Source organism: Cochlodiniinecator piscidefendens (assembly GCF_011326755.1).
GTDB classification, from domain to species: Bacteria; Pseudomonadota; Alphaproteobacteria; order Rhodobacterales; family Rhodobacteraceae; genus Cochlodiniinecator; species Cochlodiniinecator piscidefendens.
In genome coordinates, this window is record NZ_JAAOIE010000001.1 from 678179 (window position 1) to 696102 (window position 17924).

Sequence of the window (17924 nt, forward strand, 5' to 3'; positions counted from 1 at the left end):
CCACGCTCAATCCGCCCTATACTGTTTCCAACAAAGAAACGAATAATGCAGGTATTGGGCGAACTATGGCAGGCAAGCGCAAGAAAACCCCCATCTTTAATGTGATGGTCGTCGGTCAATCTGGCCGTTGGCAATATGAGGCAGTGTTGTTCGCTGCGTCTTTGCGCGCCTCGGACCCTGATTTCAAAGGGCGCCTGTTTGTAGCTGAACCCCAGCCCGGCCCAAAGTGGAACGATGACCCGCGCATGGGCAAATCCGCCCGCGAAGCGTTAGAGATGTTAGGCGCTGAAATTATCCCGTTTGACAGCCAACATTTCGGCAGTTCCTACCCCTATGGCAACAAAATCGAAGCGCTGATGGCCCTGCCAAAAGGCGAACCATTCGTGTTTTTTGACACCGACACCTTGATCACGGGTGAATTGTCCAAAGTGCCGTTTGACTTTGACAAACCCAGCGCCTCCATGAAGCGTGAAGGGACTTGGCCCACGATCGAACTATACGGCCCGAAATATACGGAAACCTGGAAATCCCTATACGATAAATTCGCGCTGGAATTTGACGGGTCACTCGATAAATCACACCCGGATGAATATTGGGAACGCTATCTGTATTTTAATGCCGGCTGGTTCTTTTTTCGATGCCCGCATGAATTTGGCACACGGTTTGCCCAATACGCCACAGCCATTCGTGATGATCGCCCTCATGCGCTTGTGTGTCAGGAACTCAATCCGTGGCTGGACCAGGTTGCGCTGCCTTTGGTCATCCATTCGTTTGGCGGCGGGCGACATACCATCCCCGAAGGTCTGCTTGATGGCGACATAAGCTGTCATTACCGATTGCTGCCTTTGCTGTATGCACGGGAATCTGATCGGGTGGTTGAGGTGCTTGAAACCATAACTGAGCCCAACAAAATCAAAAAAGTCGTCAAACAGAACGAGGCGATGAAAAAGATGATTTTCCAGAAAAAGGGTCAAAAAGTGCGCGATATGTTTGATCGCGATAACCTGCCCCGTAAAGAACAGCAGATGCGTAACCAAATCAAACGTGCCAATTTGTGGATGCGTTGATGGATAAATAATGTTCTAAAACTGTATTAATATTCAGGACATTTTTCCAAATCCAAGATTGGGAGTTGCCAGCCTCCTTAGAATTGCTAGGCTCCGCTAGATTTTAAAAAGCGGAGTTCCCAATGTCTGACGCACCTTCATATGGTTTTGACACATTACAAATTCACGCGGGCGCACGTCCTGATCCGGCAACAGGCGCACGCCAAACGCCAATTTACCAAACGACGGCCTATGTGTTTCGCGATGCAGAGCACGCCGCCGCTTTGTTCAACCTGCAAGAAGTCGGCTACATCTATTCGCGCCTGACCAACCCAACGGTTGCCGTGTTGCAGGAACGTATTGCCACCCTCGAAGGTGGCGCTGGGGCCGTTTGCTGTTCTTCTGGTCACGCAGCGCAAATCATGGCGCTATTCCCATTGATGCAACCGGGCATGAATGTTGTTGCCTCTACCCGTCTTTATGGTGGTACGGTCACACAGTTCAGCCAGACGATCAAACGCTTTGGCTGGAGCGCGACATTTGTTGATTTTGATGACGAGGCTGCTGTCGCGGCCGCTATTGATGACAACACCCGCGCGATTTTCTGTGAATCCGTGGCCAACCCTGGTGGGTATATTACCGATTTGGATGCGATCTCCACGATTGCAAATGATGCAGGCCTACCGTTGATCGTCGATAACACATCCGCAACGCCGTATCTCTGCAATCCGATCAAACACGGCGCCACTTTGGTTGTGCATTCCACCACAAAATATCTCACAGGCAACGGCACAGTGACCGGCGGTTGCGTGGTTGACAGCGGTACGTTTGACTGGTCCGCCAGCGATAAGTTCCCATCGCTTTCTGCGGCAGAGCCTGCCTATCACGGGCTTAAGTTCCACGAAACATTTGGGGCGCTGGCCTTTACCTTCCACAGCATCGCCATTGGCTTGCGCGATCTTGGTATGACGATGAACCCTCAGGCGGCCCACTACACGCTGATGGGCATTGAAACGCTATCGCTGCGGATGGAGCGTCACGTTGAAAATGCGTCTAAAATCTCTGAGTGGCTTGAAACGCACCCACATGTTGAGGCCGTAACTTATGCAGGTCTACCGTCTTCCCCTTACTATGGGCGTGTTGACCGTATCTGCCCCAAAGGTGCGGGTGCCTTATTCACCGTCACGTTGAAAGGCGGCTATGACGCATGCGTAAAAATGGTGGATGGATTAGAACTGTTTAGCCATGTTGCCAATCTTGGAGATACGCGGTCGTTGATCATTCACTCCGCGTCAACAACGCACCGGCAGTTATCAGCGGAACAGCAAGAGGCCGCAGGAGCCGGGCCTAATGTGGTGCGGATTTCCATCGGTACCGAAACAGCCGCTGATTTGATCGCTGACCTTGACCAGGCGCTCAACGCAGCACACGCATAAAGCAAAAGCCCCGGATTCCGGGGCTTTTTCAATTAAGTTAAGCGTGCGTTCAATCTGCTATGGCGTAAACCAATGTAACACTGGCGGATGTTGTGACTTCGCCCTCGGCGACTGGAACGCCGCCGCTTCGCGCCATGGCCATTTCCATCATCATGGGCTGTGGCGACGCTGCGCCGGATTCCGATAGGGAAATCAATTGGCCCAATTCGACTCCTGCTGCTTGGGCGTATAACGCGGCCTTGCGCATAGCATCCTCGACAGCGGCCACACGTGCCGCGTCTTGGGCGGGTTGCGCATCTTGCATTTGGAAATTCAACCCATTCATCTGGTTCGCGCCGGCCTCCATCACCGCGTCCAACTGCGCACCCAGCTGGCTAAGGTCAATAAACCGCACAGACAAAGTGTTTGTTGCGATAAATCCAACCAATTGTGGCGTGTTACGGGTGGACGAGTGATCATAGCGCGGTGAAACAGATAGACGACTGGTTTGTATGTCGCTTGGCGCGATCCCGGCATTGCGCAATGTCGCGATGATCTCAGCCACCTTTGCAGAGGTTTCGGCCATTGCCTCACCTGCGCTGCGGGCCTGTGAGCTAACTCCAAGTGAAATCACCGCCATGTCGGGAACAGTTTCCACCTGTCCAAGGCCCGTCATCGTTATATGGCGCATCCCCGTTTCGGCCCAAACAGGGGTAATCATAAGCGCAACCGCGCAGATCAAAGTAAGCAATCGCATTTCAAAACCTTTCAAATTTGGCATTATCTATTCTATGACGCAGCTGACTTGGCAATCCTTGGCGCAAAATTGATTTTTTATTTCCCTTTCTTTTCATAGACGAATTCCTGCTGTAAGTTATGCTTAACGCGAAATTGCGTCCCTGCCTGATTAAGAGATGTGTTAGTTCCTCAAGATGAAACCGAGTTTTGCCCTAAATCTATCACATGACGGCATCAGCCTGTTGCACCGTTCCCCTGGCGGATGGCATTTGATTGGGGATGTCGATCTTCAGTCACCTGACATGCCAAACGAACTTAGGTTTTTGCGACAGTCTGCCGTTGCTTTGGCCGCGGGCCAAATGACCACAAAGCTGGTCCTACCAGAATCCCAGATTCTCTATACAGAATTTGAAATTGCGACGGGTCCTGACGCAGATTGCGTTGCCGAGATCGGTCATTCCCTTGTCGGAATGACACCTTATGCGGTTGAAGATCTGGTATTTGACTGGGAACGTCAGGGGCAGATTGTTCGCGTCGCAGCCGTCGCCAAGGAAACGCTGGAAGAAGCCGAACATTTTGCAATTGAACACAACTTTAATCCCTTAAGCTTTGCCGCCGTTCCAAAACACGGGCAATTTGGACGAGAACCGTTTTTTGGTGCAACCAAAACGGCGGCAACTCTATTGTCAGATGGGGAAAAGGTCGAACCAGATGTCTTTCCTATTAAGATTGTGCCAATGCCTGAAGTGGCGCCAATGCTTGCTGTTCCACCGGCCCCTACACCACTTCCTGACGAACGCGACGCAACACGCAACGGCAAAGCAACTGACGTTCTAGACCCAAAGCTGGTGTTGGGTGCAGCATCCTCGCCGGAACCAAAAAAAGACGGTGCAAAAGACGCACAAACCGCATCTGCAACCCCGGCCTTTTCAAGCCGCCGCAACGATGAACCAACAGAAACGCCATCTGCCGCTGCACCGTTGACAGCAACCGTTGAGCCACGCTTTGCCATTCAACCCACAAAAAGCGATATTGAGCAAAGCCCACCCCAATCGCCGCCTGCCTCTGTCACACAAGCGATAGCGCCTGACATGCCACTGGCAGCGACACCCAAAGACACAAAACCAAGCGAACCCGACACCCCAAAGGTGCCGCCAGCCCCTGCGCCCATCGTTGCAGCACAGTCCGCTGAAAAATTAGCCCGGTTTGGCGAACAACCACAGCGTGGCAAACCTCGGTTTTTAGGTCTTATTCTGACAGCGGCCCTTGTTTTTGTCATGGTTATGGTTGCGTTTTGGATGACCTTTGGCCCAACGGAAAACGCGACGTCATCTCAGCCAGCACCAGAGGAAACTCAGGCCTCTGATCTTTCGGCAGAACCCGATGTGGCCGAACCTCAGCCAATCCCAGAGATTGCAGAAGTAGAGCCGATTGAAATTGCGCCACTGCCAACCGAAGATGAATTGGATGCGGCCTACCCCGAAGTTCCTAGATTGTCTGACGCAGAGGTGAACGACACCTATGCAAGCAGCGGTATTTGGCTAGCATCCCCAACCTCACCGGGTGCTGCGACACGCGACACATTAAACAGCATTTATGTACCATCAATTGACCCGGTTATTTCAAGTTTTGACGCGGTTGCACTGCCGCGACTTGAACGCAACATTGGGGCAACGCTCCCCGCAACCCAACACGACCCAGCGGTGGCAGGTACTGAATTTGCACTGGATGAACAAGGGCGCGTCATCCCCACCGCCGAAGGTGCGTTGAATGCAAATGGTATTCGCGTCTTTGCGGGGCGACCCAATTCAACCACGCCACCACGCGTTCTGCCCGAAGTTACGGAAACCGAAATCGAAACAGCCGAAGCACAAAACCCGCTGGCTGCATTTCGCCCTGTTCCGCGTCCAACAGATTTACAAGAGCGACAGGAACGTGCGCTTTATGCCGGGCTAACCCGCGAGGAATTAGCGTCATTCCGCCCAACCCCGCGACCCGTATCCGCCCAAGAAATCGCGATTGCCGCGGCGGACGCAGCAGCAGCCAGCCTTCAGGAACAGGCCGCAACAGAAGAAGACACATCAGAACAGGGCACGCTTTCGGATGACTCTGAATTTGCGATGGCCACTTCATTACTGCCCAGCCGGCGCCCTGAAGGGTTTAGCGCATTGGTCGCCCAAATACGCGAATCCCGCAGCGCCGACGAAGCCGACACCAGCACACGTGACACCGCATCAACAGCTGTTGGGCGCGCACCATCCATTCCCACCCGCGCAAGCGTGGCGCAGCAAGCAACCGTCGAAAACGCTATAAATTTGCGCCGGATTAGCCTCATTGGGATTTATGGATCGACCTCAAACCCGCAAGCTATGGTGCGCTTGCGCAATGGCCGCTATGTACGCCTGTCTGTCGGGGATCGTTTAGACGGTGGTCAAGTTGCCGCTATAGGACAGGATGAGCTGCGCTACGTAAAACGAGGTCGCAATGTCACGCTAGAGATGCCAAATACTTAAATCAAAGAACCACGTCTGAAAATTTCACATGTCCCATATTCCGCCAAATCAGAACCTGTTTATCGTAGACTTACATTACATCGCCTCTTTCGATGAAATTGATCCGCTGATTGATGCGCATGTTGAGTTTCTTGAACAGCATTATGCTTCGGGCAACTTCATTACTTCCGGCCCCAAAGAACCGCGAACTGGCGGCGTCATAGTCGCAACGGCGGCGACGCGTGCTGAGCTAGAAAGCATGTTGGAATTGGATCCATTCAAAATGCATAACGTAGCTAACTACACGATTACTGAATTTCGGCCTTCCATGAAGGCGACCTTTTTAGAAAAGTAACGCCCAGATATCACATGCTTCGCAGATAGCTATTCAAGCAAAAAACCCGCCATGTTTCCACGGCGGGTGAGTTTCATCATTGCAGCTTATTCTGCCGCAGCGATTTCACCATTTTCAATCTGTTCGCGTTCAATTGATTCAAAGAGCGCTTTGAAGTTGCCTTCGCCAAACCCATCGTCACCTTTGCGCTGGATGAACTCAAAAAAGATCGGGCCGATGACTGTCTTTGAAAAAATTTGCAGCAGAATGCGCGTCTCACCGCCATCGACCACGCCTTCGCCGTCAATCAGGATGCCGAGCTTTTGCATCTTTTCTATTGGTTCTTCGTGTCCGACGACGCGCTCTTTGCTCATGTCGTAATAAGCCTGTGGCGGCCCCGGCATGAACTTAACCCCCATATCCGCAATCTGATCGGTTGAACTGTAGATATCTTCACTGCCGACGGCGATGTGTTGGATGCCTTCGCCATTGTATTTCTTGAGATACGCAACAATTTGCCCGGTTTCACCGCGATCTTCGTTGATTGGTATGCGAATGCGCCCGCAAGGCGAGGTCAAGGCACGGCTAAACAGCCCGGTAAACTTGCCTTCGATGTCGAAAAAGCGGATTTCTTTGAAGTTAAAGATGTCACGATAATAGGCAAACCATGTGTCCATATTGCCTTTGTGAACATTGTGGGTGAGGTGATCGAGATAATGAAACCCAACACCTTCAGGGTGTTTGGGCGCGATCCAGTCAAAATCCGCATCATACGCCGTTTCATCCCCACCATAGGTTTCGATGAAATAAATCAGTGATCCACCAATGCCTAAAATTGCAGGCACATCGAGGGTTTTATCATCCCCGGTATAAGGCTCTGCCCCTTTAGCAACAGCATGATCAAATGCCTTTTGCGCATCAACCACACGCCAACCCATCGACGGGGCACAAGGTCCATGTTCGTCAACAAAACGCATCGCCATTGAACCCGGTTCAGCATTCAAAATGTATGTAATATCACCTTGGCGCCAAAGTTCGATTGCGCGGCTTTTATGCGTAGCAGCGTGCATATAACCCATGCGTGAAAACAGATCGCGCAATTCCTGTGCATCGGGATGGGAAAACTCGACAAATTCGAACCCATCCGTTCCCGCCGGATTCTCGGGTGTGATTTGTGATTTTGGGGCATCATGTGGAAACGGACCCATGGGGATCTCCTGTTTGCGTCGTTGTCCCCTATAGTTTAGCGCGTACCGCACACATAATTTGCGCATAATTACACATATTACGCGGTTGAAATGCGGAGATTTATCATCCATCATAATATCCATGCATGAAACACGCACAAATTTGGATTTGACTGACAGCCGCCTTCTGTCCGCATTGCAACGTGACGCCCATTTAACAGCGCAAGAATTGGGGGAACTGTTAAACCTTTCCCCAAGTCAGGCCGGCCGCCGACGTCAGCGTCTTGAGGCCGAAGGTTACATCACCGGCTACAGCGCCAAATTAGATGCCAACCGTTTGGGATTATCTGTGCAGGCCTTCGTTCAGGTGCAAATGGTCAACCATGCGCCAGATACAGCCAACAGTTTTTCCACGTTGCTTGCGACGCGCCCAGAAATCATCAGCGCTTGGACCCTCACTGGGGAAGCTGATTATCTCTTGCGAACCTATTGCCGGGATTTACCCGGTTTAAACCACCTCATTCACGATGTGTTATTGCCTCACCCCAGCGTCGCACGCGTCCAAAGCCAAATCGTGATGGACCAAAGTAAATCTGACGCCCCTCTCCCGACCTAAAGATTAAAGGATTCAAAAATGGAAAGTTTTCTCTTTCAGGCCAGTGTATTTTTGTTGGCAGCAGTCATTGCGGTGCCAATCGCCTCGAGGCTGGGGTTGGGATCTGTTCTGGGATATTTGCTCGCGGGGATAATCATTGGTCCCGTCCTCGGTCTGATGGCCGGGGACGCCTCCGAGATTCAGCATTTTGCAGAGTTTGGCGTTGTCATGATGCTCTTTCTCATCGGGTTGGAGCTTGATCCGAGGGCGTTGTGGGCCATGCGAATGCGCCTGATTGGCTTAGGGGGCTTACAGATTGGACTATCCGCTGTTTTGCTCTTTTATGGTGCCAGCTATTTTGGCATGAGCACTCCCGTTGCAATGGCCATCGGGTTAATATTTTCGCTATCATCGACTGCGATTGTTTTACAAACTCTGTCAGAAAAGGGATTGATGCAAACCGCTGGCGGGCGTTCAACTTTTTCGGTGTTGCTGAGCCAAGACATCGCCGTAATCCCGATGTTGGCCTTTTTACCACTGCTTTCAGTCGCGGATTTATCACGCTTCGGTCTTGAACCAATAGACGAACATCACTCTATGTCACTGGTCGAAGGCTTACCGGGCTGGGGCGTAACACTCGTGACCCTTGGGGCTGTTGGCGGCATTGTTCTTGCCGGCATTTATCTGACTCGACCACTCTTCAAATTCATTCATTCCGCAAACCTAAGGGAAATGTACACGGCCTTTGCACTCTTGATTGTCATTGGCATCGCGTTTCTCATGACATTGGTTGGTCTTTCGCCAGCCCTTGGCACGTTCTTGGCGGGTGTGGTGTTGGCCAACAGTGAATTCCGCCATGAACTCGAAAGCGACATTGAACCTTTCAAAGGGTTGTTGCTCGGTCTGTTCTTTATCACCGTGGGCGCTGGCATTAACTTCAGCTTACTGTTTGCTCAGCCCTTTACCCTACTCGGCCTCACATTGGCAGTCATGCTGATCAAGGGCACCGTCCTCTTTGCAATCGGGTTGATCTTTAAGTTACGCAAACGAGACCACTGGCTGTTTACTTTGGGTTTGGCTCAGGCTGGCGAATTTGGCTTTGTTTTGATCGCCTTTTCACAACAGCAACGCATTTTACCCCCCATCATCGCTGAAAAACTGCTGCTCATTGTGGCACTGTCGATGCTGATAACCCCTCTCTTCTTCATTCTTTATGATCTCCTCAGTAAGCGTATGAAGGAAACTCAGGCAGATGATCGTGCAGACGAAATAGACGAACAGGCTTCAGTGATCATCGCTGGTGTTGGCAGGTTTGGTCAGGTCGTCAATCGTATGGTGCAATTGGCTGGTAAAAATACGGTAGTCCTAGACACAAACCTAGAAGCCATCGAGCTCATGCGGAAATTTGGCTTCAAAGGCTTTTTAGGTGACCCGACACGCCCTGAACTTCTGCGTGCTGCTGGCATTATGGATGCAAGTGTATTGGTTGTCGCTATCGACAATCGTGCGTCTGCTATAAGCTTAGTTGCCTATGCCCGCAGATTACGCCCCGATTTGCATATTGTTGCGCGCGCCTACGACAGGGTTCACACCTATGAACTATATCGTGCTGGTGCAAATGACATTGTGCGCGAAATGTTTGATGGGTCTCTTCGAGCGGGCCGTTATGTACTAGAAAATGCTGGGCTATCTGAATTTGAAGCGCACCAGCACGAAAAGGCATTTTTCAAACTAGATCGTTATGCGTTGCGCGAACTCGCGGTTTTGTGGGACCCTGAAAAAGACGTCACTGAAAACGAAGCCTTCATGGAACGTGCGCATGAGTTGAACGCCGAACTTGAAACCGCAATTGGCGAAGAACTCAGCCATACATCCAATGAGAAAATTACCCCCTCAGAGCGATAGCTCTGAAGGGGCTGAACTTAGGCGTCAGAAACACCTGCTTCTGCGAAGGTTGCCATGCCAGAGTGGCACGCGATCGCCGCTTTCAGAATCCCAACGGCCAAGCCTGCGCCTGAGCCCTCCCCCAAACGCATTCCCATGTTTAACAGGGGCTCTTTACCGAGGTGAGCCAGCGCTTTGGCATGGGCGGCTTCGTCAGACACATGTGCAGCAATCATATGTGAAACAGCGTCCGAACTGATACGATCTAAAACAGCTGCTGCTGAGGTACAAATAAATCCGTCCAACAGAACCGGAATGCGTAAAATCCGTGCACGCGCCATGGCACCAGCCATCGCGGCAATTTCACGCCCGCCAAGGCAGCGCAACACTTCAAGCGGTTCAACTGCGTCGCTGTGCAGGTCAACACCCGCCTGTACGACGCGAATCTTATTGGATAACGCATCACCCTCAACCCCAGTGCCGCGACCGGTCCAATCCTCTGCATTTCCCCCCACAAGTTTGGTAAAAATTGCAGCCGCGGAAGTCGTATTTCCGATACCCATTTCACCTGTCACCAACAGATCCGTTGCGGACTCAACTGCGTTCCACCCCACCAATAGCGCCTCAACGAGGTCAGCTTCGCTCATCGCTGCGGCTTGGGTGAAATCTTCGGTCGGTGTATCAAGCGACAACGCATGCACATCCAATTTGGACCCAAAGCAATTGGCCAATTGGTTGATCGCTGCGCCACCGTGTTGGAAATTAAGGACCATCTGTTCTGTGACTTCTGCTGGGAACGCTGAAACACCTTGCTTTGTAACACCATGATTACCCGCAAAGATTACGATCTGCGGGGCCTTCAATTCAGGACGATCTGTACCGCGCCAACCAGCATACCAAATTGCGACGTCTTCTAAGCGCCCTAATGCCCCTGGCGGTTTGGTCAATTGCCCATTGCGTGCTTTGGCCGCTTCTACAGCTTCCGCATCCAGTGCAGGCGCCCCTTTCACGAGAGTTTCAAATTCTGACAGGGAAGAAAATGCAGGTGCGGTCATATTCGGCCTCGTTGTATTTCGTTTCATCTGTGTTTAACCCTTGAGGCAGGCTTTAAAAGCAAAAAGAAAGACATCTTCATGGCATTGGGCGACCAAAATCGATTTCATATCTCGGATATTCCCGCTGCAATTGGCCTACTCAGCCGCCTTCCCGTTCCGGTTGATATGGAGCGCGCGCAGGCTCGGGGTGCCAAAGCCGCGTGGGCCTATCCGGTCGCAGGTGCCGTTATTGGCCTGCTGACCGCTCTCTTCGGTGCAGCTTTGGTTGCGTTCGACATCTCCTATTCTATTGCTGCTGCGCTGATCCTTGGATTTCAAATCATCATCACCGGAGCGATGCACGAAGATGGGCTCGCTGATAGCGCTGATGGGCTGTGGGGTGGCTGGGAGCGCACCAAACGACTTGAGATCATGAAAGACAGCCATATCGGCACATATGGCGTTTTGGCGCTAGGCCTATCGCTTTTAATCCGATGGTCTGCGCTGAGCTTGGTCATTGCGTCGGATTATGGACTAATCGCCCTCATTGCGGTGGCTGCAATATCGCGTGCGCCAATGGTTGCAATGATGGCAGCTCTGCCCAACGCCCGCCAAGGTGGATTATCAAAGGCCGTTGGTAAACCCGATGGAACATCTGCCCTCATTGCCTCTATCATTGGGACCGGGCTCGCTTTGATCCTATTAGGGTTTTCGGGGTTTGTCGGTTTCATTTACATTACATTAACGTCTCTGGCTTGTGCATTGATTGCAAACAAAAAAATAGGTGGGCAAACCGGGGACATCTTGGGCGCGACACAACAAATCAGCGAAATTACATTTTTGGTTGTGCTGACAGCTTGTATATAAAAAGGCCGCAGAAACTGCGGCCTATTCTTTTAATTCATAGGGTCAGCTTAGGCGGCGGCTGGCGCGCGAGACATAAGAACATCACCAACCTGGCGCTGTGCACTTGCTTCGTCACTACCTGCAACAGCGGCGACTTCACGTGTCAAACGCTCTAGCGCAGCTTCATAAAGTTGACGCTCAGAATAGCTTTGCTCACGCTGATCATCGGTGCGGTGTAGGTCACGCACCACTTCAGCAATTGCGATCAGATCACCAGAGTTGATCTTCTGTTCGTACTCTTGCGCCCGACGTGACCACATAGCGCGCTTTACTTTGGCTTTGCCTTTTAGCGTTTTCATTGCGTGTGCCACAACGTCAGGCGAAGATAAGGAGCGCATGCCAACGTCCGTCGCCTTATGGGTTGGGACACGCAGTGTCATTTTGTCTTTTTCAAACGAAATAACAAAGAGCTCCAGTTCAATACCCGCAATTTCCTGTTCTTCGATTGAAATGATCTGACCGACACCGTGCGCCGGGTAAACCACGAAATCATTTGGGCTGAATTCTGACTTCTTCGCTTTGCTCATTGGCTTTCATTTTCCTCACAGGGACACCTAAAAGTCAGCAAAACCCTCACCCGCAGGAAAAACCCGCGCGAGCGGAGGGGTATTGCAGCACATCCCTTTCGGGGCGATCATTTGAGGATCGTCAGGTTTCCAACTTCATTTGTGACATCACAGTAACATAAAAACAGGGCAGACGAAAGAACCGCCTACCCTATCATACAAATATCTCAAGGATTTCAGAACATTCCGCGCCAATACTCATGTCGCAAGCGCAGAATAAACCAAATTTATCCCCGAATCACTTAGCCACCTTCGCCGGGGGCTTCTGAGAAATACTTCTCAAGTTTGCCCTCTTCGCCATCACGCGCTTCTGCCTCTGGCAACGGATCTTTCTTTGTTATGATCACCGGCCAAAGTTCAGAATATTTACGGTTGAATTCAACCCATTTTTCCATGTCTGGCTCTGTGTCCGGGCGAATTGCATCGGCTGGACATTCAGGCTCACACACACCGCAATCAATGCACTCGTCTGGATGAATCACCAATGTGTTTTCACCCTCGTAGAAACAATCCACGGGGCACACTTCAACACAGTCAGTGTATTTGCAGCCGATGCAGTTATCAGTAACGACGTAGGTCATTCCAAGGTCTCGCTATATTTATCGATAGCTAGCTAGTCCAACACGGCCCATCAATCAAGCATAGAGCGCTTGGAAAGAAGGCTATCACGACGATCTTTCTTTGTGGGACGTCCTTTTCCTTCAAATTTAGGTGCAGAAGGAAAAATTTCCCGCTCAGGTGTCAGGTCTTCGTACAGCGTTCTCGCCTCTGGGGCGGGTCCCCGACGCTCTCCGATCGCAACGACCTTAATCACGCGAACGTGCTTTTCTTGCAAAAAAGTTAACACATCGCCAGCAGATACCGCCCGTGAGGTTTTGGCGATCTTTTCACCATTCACACGCATATGCCCACCTGTCACAACCTTCGCAGATAGGCTACGCGTTTTAAAAAATCGTGCGTGCCAAAGCCATTTATCGATACGTAAAGAGGGACGATTTGCATCGCCCCCCTGTTGATCTTTTGTGTTGTCAGACACTTAACCTTTGTCCTTAAGCCCCATAAGAGCTGCAGCAAAAGGATTGTCTGGATCGATGGCTTTTTCCTTTTTAGGCGGGCGCGCCTGGAAAGATTTTCCACCTTGGTTTTGCGGGCGTTTGCCACCTTTGCCGCCAGGTTTATTGCCCGGCTTACCCCGTGGGCGTTGTCCGTCACCGCGTGGCTTACTGTTGTTCTGGCGCTGCGGACGCGACCAAGTGAAGGTATAGAACACTTCAACTTCGGGAGCCGCTTCTTCGACGGCCGGTTCTTCTGCAACTTCGACAGCAGGTGTCTGAGCTTCGACGGCCGGTTCTTCTGCAACTTCGACAGCAGGTGTCTGAGCTTCGGCGGCTTCAGGCGTAGCAGCAGTTACGGCCTTCACTTTGTTGCGCTCACCTTTTTCAGCTTTATAGCCAAGCCCTTGCATCAAATCTGCAAATTGCTCCAGCGTCATGCCAGTGATTGATAACATGTCTGGGTTGGCCTCGAAACCGCCCCGGCTGTCCTCAGAACGCAGCAAATCAGCAAGCCGCTCCAACATATCAATACGGATTGCCCGTTCACCGGCCTGACGATAGCCAGAATTGCGGTGGTACCCAGTTGGGTTGCCCTTTGCGGACGGGATCGTAACCAAACCCGGTGGTGGGCTTTCTGGAAATTCACCCAGATTCTGAGCTAACGCCCAAAGCACCAAACGCAACCGAGTCGGCGCAGGCTTTAGCAACAGCGGCATAAAGATCGTGAACTGCCCAAAACGAATACCGTGTTTGCGCAATGCGCCACGAGCGTCTTGATCTAGGTCTTTCACTTCTGCGGTAACTTCGTCCCGTGGGATCACACCCAGAGATTCGACCATGCGGAACGCGAAACCACGTGCGAGACCCGAAAGGGCTTCGTCGCGGGACATTGCCAACAAAGGTTCATAAAGTGTCGCGATTTTGCGATCAATGAAGTGCTGCAAGCGGCGCGCTACTTTTTCAGCAACATCAGCACCTGCCTCTTCGTCCACAAATGCCTGAACCTGCGGTTTTAGCGCCTCAGATCCTACAACCAGTTTCCCAACAGCGTATTCGCCCCACATGAGGCCACCCTGTTCGGTGTAATCCAGTTCGGTGTCTGGGGCGTTATAAAATCGATCCGCACGCAGATGGAATTCAGGTGCGAGCGCCTGATAGGCTGCTGCACGCAATGTTTTGGCTTCGTCAGGGGCCGCAGCGGCGTCCTGTGTAAAGCGGAATCCTTCGAGACGGCCGACAAATTGATCTTCTACCGTCACTTCGCTTTTATCGTTTACGTTGGCCAAAAGGCCCTCCTTCTGCTTCAACCGGCGCAACAAAACACTTGTCCGCCGGTCAACAAATCTTTGGGTCAAAGCGTCATGTAACGCATCTGACAATCGGTCTTCTACAGTGCGAGTCGCCTCGCGCCAATGATTTTCGTCATCCACCCAGCCACTACGCTGCGCAACATACGTCCAAGTCCGGATATACGCCAGACGTTTCGACAATGTGTCTATATCCCCCTGCGTGCGGTCAAGTCGTTTGATCTGTCGAGCGAACCAATCATCAGGAACCCGCCCAAATTCGTGCAAAAATGCAAACATTTGTTCAAGTAGGCCCGCATGATCGGCCTGAGACACGCCGCGAAAATCGGGGATTCGGCAAACATTCCACAAAAGTTTCACGTCATCAGGGTGATTTAGACGCTGTTTCAGATCAGGCTGTGACGACAAATTGCGCAGTGCCAATAGATCATCAGCGTCACGCGCCTTCACCAACGCGGGGTCGGTGCTTCCGAGTTCAAGCGAAGCAATCAAACGATCAACTGTACCAAATTCCAATCGTGCGTTGCGCCAGTTCAGCTTTTTAAGCGGCGTAAAGCGATTATTCGCGATTGCTTCAACGACCCCTTCATCCAATGGGCGCGCTTCGCCTGTAACCCCATAAGAACCGTGATTCATGTGGCGTCCGGCCCGACCAGCAATTTGCGCCAACTCATTTGGCGCGAGTTCACGCATACGGCGGCCGTCAAATTTTGTCGTTGATGAAAACGCAACGTGATTTACATCAAGATTCAACCCCATCCCAATAGCATCTGTTGCGACCAAATAGTCTACATCGCCATTTTGATAAAGCTCCACCTGAGCATTACGTGTGCGCGGTGAAAGTGCACCCATCACAACAGCTGCCCCGCCCTTTTGACGGCGCAGAAGTTCAGCTATGGCATACACATTATCAACAGAAAATCCGACAATTGCACTGCGCGGAGGCATTTTATTTATCTTTTTCGAACCTGCGTAGGTTAATTCAGAAAATCTATCTCTCCGAACGAATTGCGCTTTAGGCACCAGTTCTGCGATGGCGGATTTCATGGTTTCCGCCCCCATGAACAGCGTTTCGAGCTGTCCACGCGCGCGCAACAATCGATCTGTAAAAACATGCCCACGTTCTGGGTCCGCGCAAAGCTGGATTTCATCAATTCCAACGAAATCTGCACCCATACCTTCGGGCATCGCCTCAACTGTGCAGACCCAATACTGCGCACGCGGCGGAACAATACGTTCTTCGCCTGTAACCAAGGCAACAACATTGGGTCCACGGATCGCTACGATTTTATCGTACACTTCTCGTGCCAAAAGACGCAGGGGCAATCCGATAACCCCTGTGCGATGTGCCAACATCCGTTCGATTGCATAGTGGGTTTTGCCGGTATTTGTCGGCCCAAGGACCGCCGTGATCCGGGAATTCTGAGACATCGAAAGCCTTTGGTCGTATCTGCGTCAGGTTAGATATTGCGTCCCGAGACCGCAGTTGCAAGCCGTTCAATCGCAGCTGTGACATTTTCATCATGCGGATTAAGTGCAAACGCTGCTTCGTAAGCCCGAAAGGCTGCATCTTCTTCACCCAATGCTTCGAACAGAACACCAAGACCGGTCAAAGCCCCAAAATGATTTGGGTTCAGGGCAATGGCCACTTCGAGATCTGAAACCGCAGGCCCAAAATAGCCTAGATTGAAATAGGCCGCTGCACGCCCATGCCAACCAGCCGCGAATCCCGGTGCATGATCTGTGAGGGCCGTAAAATGTTCCAGCGCCGCATTGTAATCTTCAGCCTCAAGCGCATCATCGCCGCGCTGCCACAGAAGATCCATGACTGCCGACCCGGAACGCCCCCATTCTTGCCAGATACGTTGTTCTACAACTTCGGGGTTTTCCAAACCCGGCGTCGCGAGCAAAGCGTAAAGATCGCCCAATTCCTCGACCTGCGGTAAAGCGCCGTCTTGGGCGCTTAAAGGTAGTGTAAACGTGACTGTTACAACAGCTGCCGTAACGATACGTTTGAGTCTGGTGATTAATATGCTCATAACACTAACGAGTGTACTCCATCTTGTAGAGAATGCCAGTGTTCCTACATCACAAACAAAGGATCGAAAGATGAGCAAAGTGATCGAAACAGCCGTTGCCTCCCTTAATGAAAAATTCAGTGGCGGATTTGATGGTGTTGCCAAATTCGTAATGGGCGACGAAGGTGCAATTGTTATCGACTCAAACGGCGCCCGTGCGAGCGATGATGATGCCGATGTAACTTTGACAGCTGACGCTGAGGTTTTCCGCGCCATTTTAGACGGCGAACAAAACCCAACAACAGCCTTTATGACCGGAAAACTCAAAGTTGATGGCGATATGGGGCTTGCGATGAAGCTCGGATCAGCGCTGGCATAACGATGGAACAGGCCCCTTTTTACAGTGAAATTGCAAATGGACCAGAGGGTGGCGCGGCTTGGTGGCTGCGTACCAAGGACAATTGCCGCATTCGCATAGCAGTGTGGTCTGGGGCCACCTCTACGGTCCAGGAACCGCAAAACGGAACCGTTTTGATGTTTTGCGGACGCACTGAATTTGCCGAGAAATACGGTGTTACGGCGCGGGATTTATCCCGAAACGGCTATGCTACCGTTTCGATTGATTGGCGCGGCCAAGGATTGGCCGATCGATTAATCCAAGATGGGCGGCTTGGCCATATCAACGATATTCTTGATTTTCAGCAGGATGTGGACGCTGTGTTATCCGCCGCAAAAGAATTGAACCTGCCGCAGCCTCTCTACCTAATTGGGCATTCGATGGGGGGCTGTATCGGGCTGCGTTCGCTTCACAACAATCTACCTGTCAAAGCCGCCGTTTTTAGTGCCCCGATGTGGGGTATCAAGATGACTCCCGCGCAGCGCCCTTTGGCTTGGGTCATATCGCGACTCGCGCGATTAATGAAGTTTGACCACCTAAAGACACCCTTTACGACGTTAGAAACATACGTGCTCGCCGCCCCTTTTGAGGATAATATGCTCACTCGGGATCGGGAAATGTATGAATTGATGCAAGATCAAGTCACCAAATATCCAGCGCTCGCCTTAGGTGGGCCAACAATTCGCTGGCTTGGCGAGGCATTGAAAGAAACAGATGCTTTGCATGCGATGTCGTCCCCCGACATTCCGATGCTCACCTTACAGGGCGATAACGAACGCATCGTTCGCACGGATCGCATTGATGACCGAGTTGCACGTTGGCCAAATGGCACACGCACCATGGTCCCAAACGCGGAACATGAGACATTGATGGAGGGCCAGACAACGCGTGGCGCCCTGATTGATCAATGTTGCGCGTTTTTCGCAAAACATCGCTAGAAAACACAGCCC

The 17924-nt window shown here is 51.6% G+C and carries 17 protein-coding genes; 9 read left to right on the forward strand and 8 right to left on the reverse strand.

Annotated features, from left to right (window positions below; translation table 11 throughout):
* Positions 1 to 65 precede the first annotated feature (65 nt).
* Both G9C99_RS03430 and G9C99_RS03435 read left to right on the forward strand, forming a co-directional pair.
* Positions 66 to 1067 (forward strand): hypothetical protein, encoded by a 1002-nt coding sequence (locus G9C99_RS03430; RefSeq protein WP_166416029.1) that lies wholly within the window; start codon positions 66 to 68, stop codon positions 1065 to 1067.
* 122 nt (positions 1068 to 1189) lie between these two features.
* Complete coding sequence (locus G9C99_RS03435; RefSeq protein WP_166416030.1) at positions 1190 to 2482, forward strand: O-acetylhomoserine aminocarboxypropyltransferase/cysteine synthase family protein; 1293 nt, start codon at positions 1190 to 1192, stop codon at positions 2480 to 2482.
* Between the two features lie 49 nt (positions 2483 to 2531).
* Here G9C99_RS03435 and G9C99_RS03440 read toward each other — a convergent pair whose 3' ends face one another.
* Complete coding sequence (locus tag G9C99_RS03440) at positions 2532 to 3242, reverse strand: SIMPL domain-containing protein (protein ID WP_231703954.1); 711 nt, start codon at positions 3240 to 3242, stop codon at positions 2532 to 2534.
* 151 nt (positions 3243 to 3393) lie between these two features.
* On the opposite strand from G9C99_RS03440, the gene G9C99_RS03445 reads away from it, so the two are divergent.
* Positions 3394 to 5712, forward strand: a complete 2319-nt coding sequence (locus G9C99_RS03445) for a hypothetical protein (RefSeq protein ID WP_166416031.1) — start codon at positions 3394 to 3396, stop codon at positions 5710 to 5712.
* A gap of 28 nt (positions 5713 to 5740) precedes the next feature.
* On the forward strand, positions 5741 to 6046 hold the full coding sequence (locus tag G9C99_RS03450) for a YciI family protein (RefSeq protein ID WP_205859819.1): 306 nt from the start codon (positions 5741 to 5743) through the stop codon (positions 6044 to 6046).
* Between the two features lie 86 nt (positions 6047 to 6132).
* On the opposite strand, the gene hppD is transcribed toward G9C99_RS03450, so the two are convergent.
* Positions 6133 to 7233 carry a 4-hydroxyphenylpyruvate dioxygenase gene (gene hppD / locus G9C99_RS03455; protein ID WP_166416032.1) on the reverse strand — a complete coding sequence of 367 codons (1101 nt, stop codon included), beginning with the start codon at positions 7231 to 7233 and terminating at the stop codon, positions 6133 to 6135.
* Positions 7234 to 7354: 121 nt separating this feature from the next.
* Here hppD and G9C99_RS03460 point away from each other — a divergent pair, with 121 nt between their 5' ends.
* Positions 7355 to 7828, forward strand: a complete 474-nt coding sequence (locus tag G9C99_RS03460) for an Lrp/AsnC family transcriptional regulator (RefSeq protein WP_166416033.1) — start codon at positions 7355 to 7357, stop codon at positions 7826 to 7828.
* Positions 7829 to 7846: 18 nt separating this feature from the next.
* On the forward strand, positions 7847 to 9712 hold the full coding sequence (locus G9C99_RS03465; protein ID WP_166416034.1) for a monovalent cation:proton antiporter-2 (CPA2) family protein: 1866 nt from the start codon (positions 7847 to 7849) through the stop codon (positions 9710 to 9712).
* 17 nt (positions 9713 to 9729) lie between these two features.
* Here the strand turns inward: G9C99_RS03465 and cobT are convergent, their stop codons facing one another.
* Complete coding sequence (cobT, locus tag G9C99_RS03470; protein WP_166416035.1) at positions 9730 to 10746, reverse strand: nicotinate-nucleotide--dimethylbenzimidazole phosphoribosyltransferase; 1017 nt, start codon at positions 10744 to 10746, stop codon at positions 9730 to 9732.
* 78 nt (positions 10747 to 10824) lie between these two features.
* Here cobT and cobS point away from each other — a divergent pair, with 78 nt between their 5' ends.
* Positions 10825 to 11592, forward strand: a complete 768-nt coding sequence (cobS, locus tag G9C99_RS03475) for an adenosylcobinamide-GDP ribazoletransferase (RefSeq protein WP_166416036.1) — start codon at positions 10825 to 10827, stop codon at positions 11590 to 11592.
* Positions 11593 to 11639: 47 nt separating this feature from the next.
* On the opposite strand, the gene G9C99_RS03480 is transcribed toward cobS, so the two are convergent.
* The 5 genes from G9C99_RS03480 to G9C99_RS03500 form a co-directional block, all read right to left on the reverse strand.
* The gene (locus tag G9C99_RS03480) at positions 11640 to 12158 is read right to left on the reverse strand and encodes a CarD family transcriptional regulator (RefSeq protein ID WP_166416037.1); all 519 of its coding nucleotides are present in this window, start codon (positions 12156 to 12158) and stop codon (positions 11640 to 11642) included.
* 281 nt (positions 12159 to 12439) lie between these two features.
* Entirely contained in the window at positions 12440 to 12778 is a 339-nt protein-coding gene (fdxA, locus tag G9C99_RS03485; RefSeq protein WP_166416038.1) for a ferredoxin FdxA, read from the reverse strand.
* A 50-nt stretch (positions 12779 to 12828) separates the two neighbouring features.
* Complete coding sequence (locus G9C99_RS03490; protein WP_166416039.1) at positions 12829 to 13233, reverse strand: RNA-binding S4 domain-containing protein; 405 nt, start codon at positions 13231 to 13233, stop codon at positions 12829 to 12831.
* The gene (locus tag G9C99_RS03495; RefSeq protein ID WP_166416040.1) at positions 13234 to 15990 is read right to left on the reverse strand and encodes a helicase-related protein; all 2757 of its coding nucleotides are present in this window, start codon (positions 15988 to 15990) and stop codon (positions 13234 to 13236) included.
* A 29-nt stretch (positions 15991 to 16019) separates the two neighbouring features.
* Entirely contained in the window at positions 16020 to 16598 is a 579-nt protein-coding gene (locus G9C99_RS03500; protein ID WP_166416041.1) for a tetratricopeptide repeat protein, read from the reverse strand.
* 70 nt (positions 16599 to 16668) lie between these two features.
* On the opposite strand from G9C99_RS03500, the gene G9C99_RS03505 reads away from it, so the two are divergent.
* A complete protein-coding gene (locus G9C99_RS03505) occupies positions 16669 to 16956 on the forward strand; it encodes an SCP2 sterol-binding domain-containing protein (protein WP_166416042.1) in 288 nt (95 codons plus the stop codon).
* Between the two features lie 2 nt (positions 16957 to 16958).
* On the forward strand, positions 16959 to 17912 hold the full coding sequence (locus G9C99_RS03510; RefSeq protein WP_166416043.1) for an alpha/beta fold hydrolase: 954 nt from the start codon (positions 16959 to 16961) through the stop codon (positions 17910 to 17912).
* Positions 17913 to 17924 lie beyond the last annotated feature (12 nt).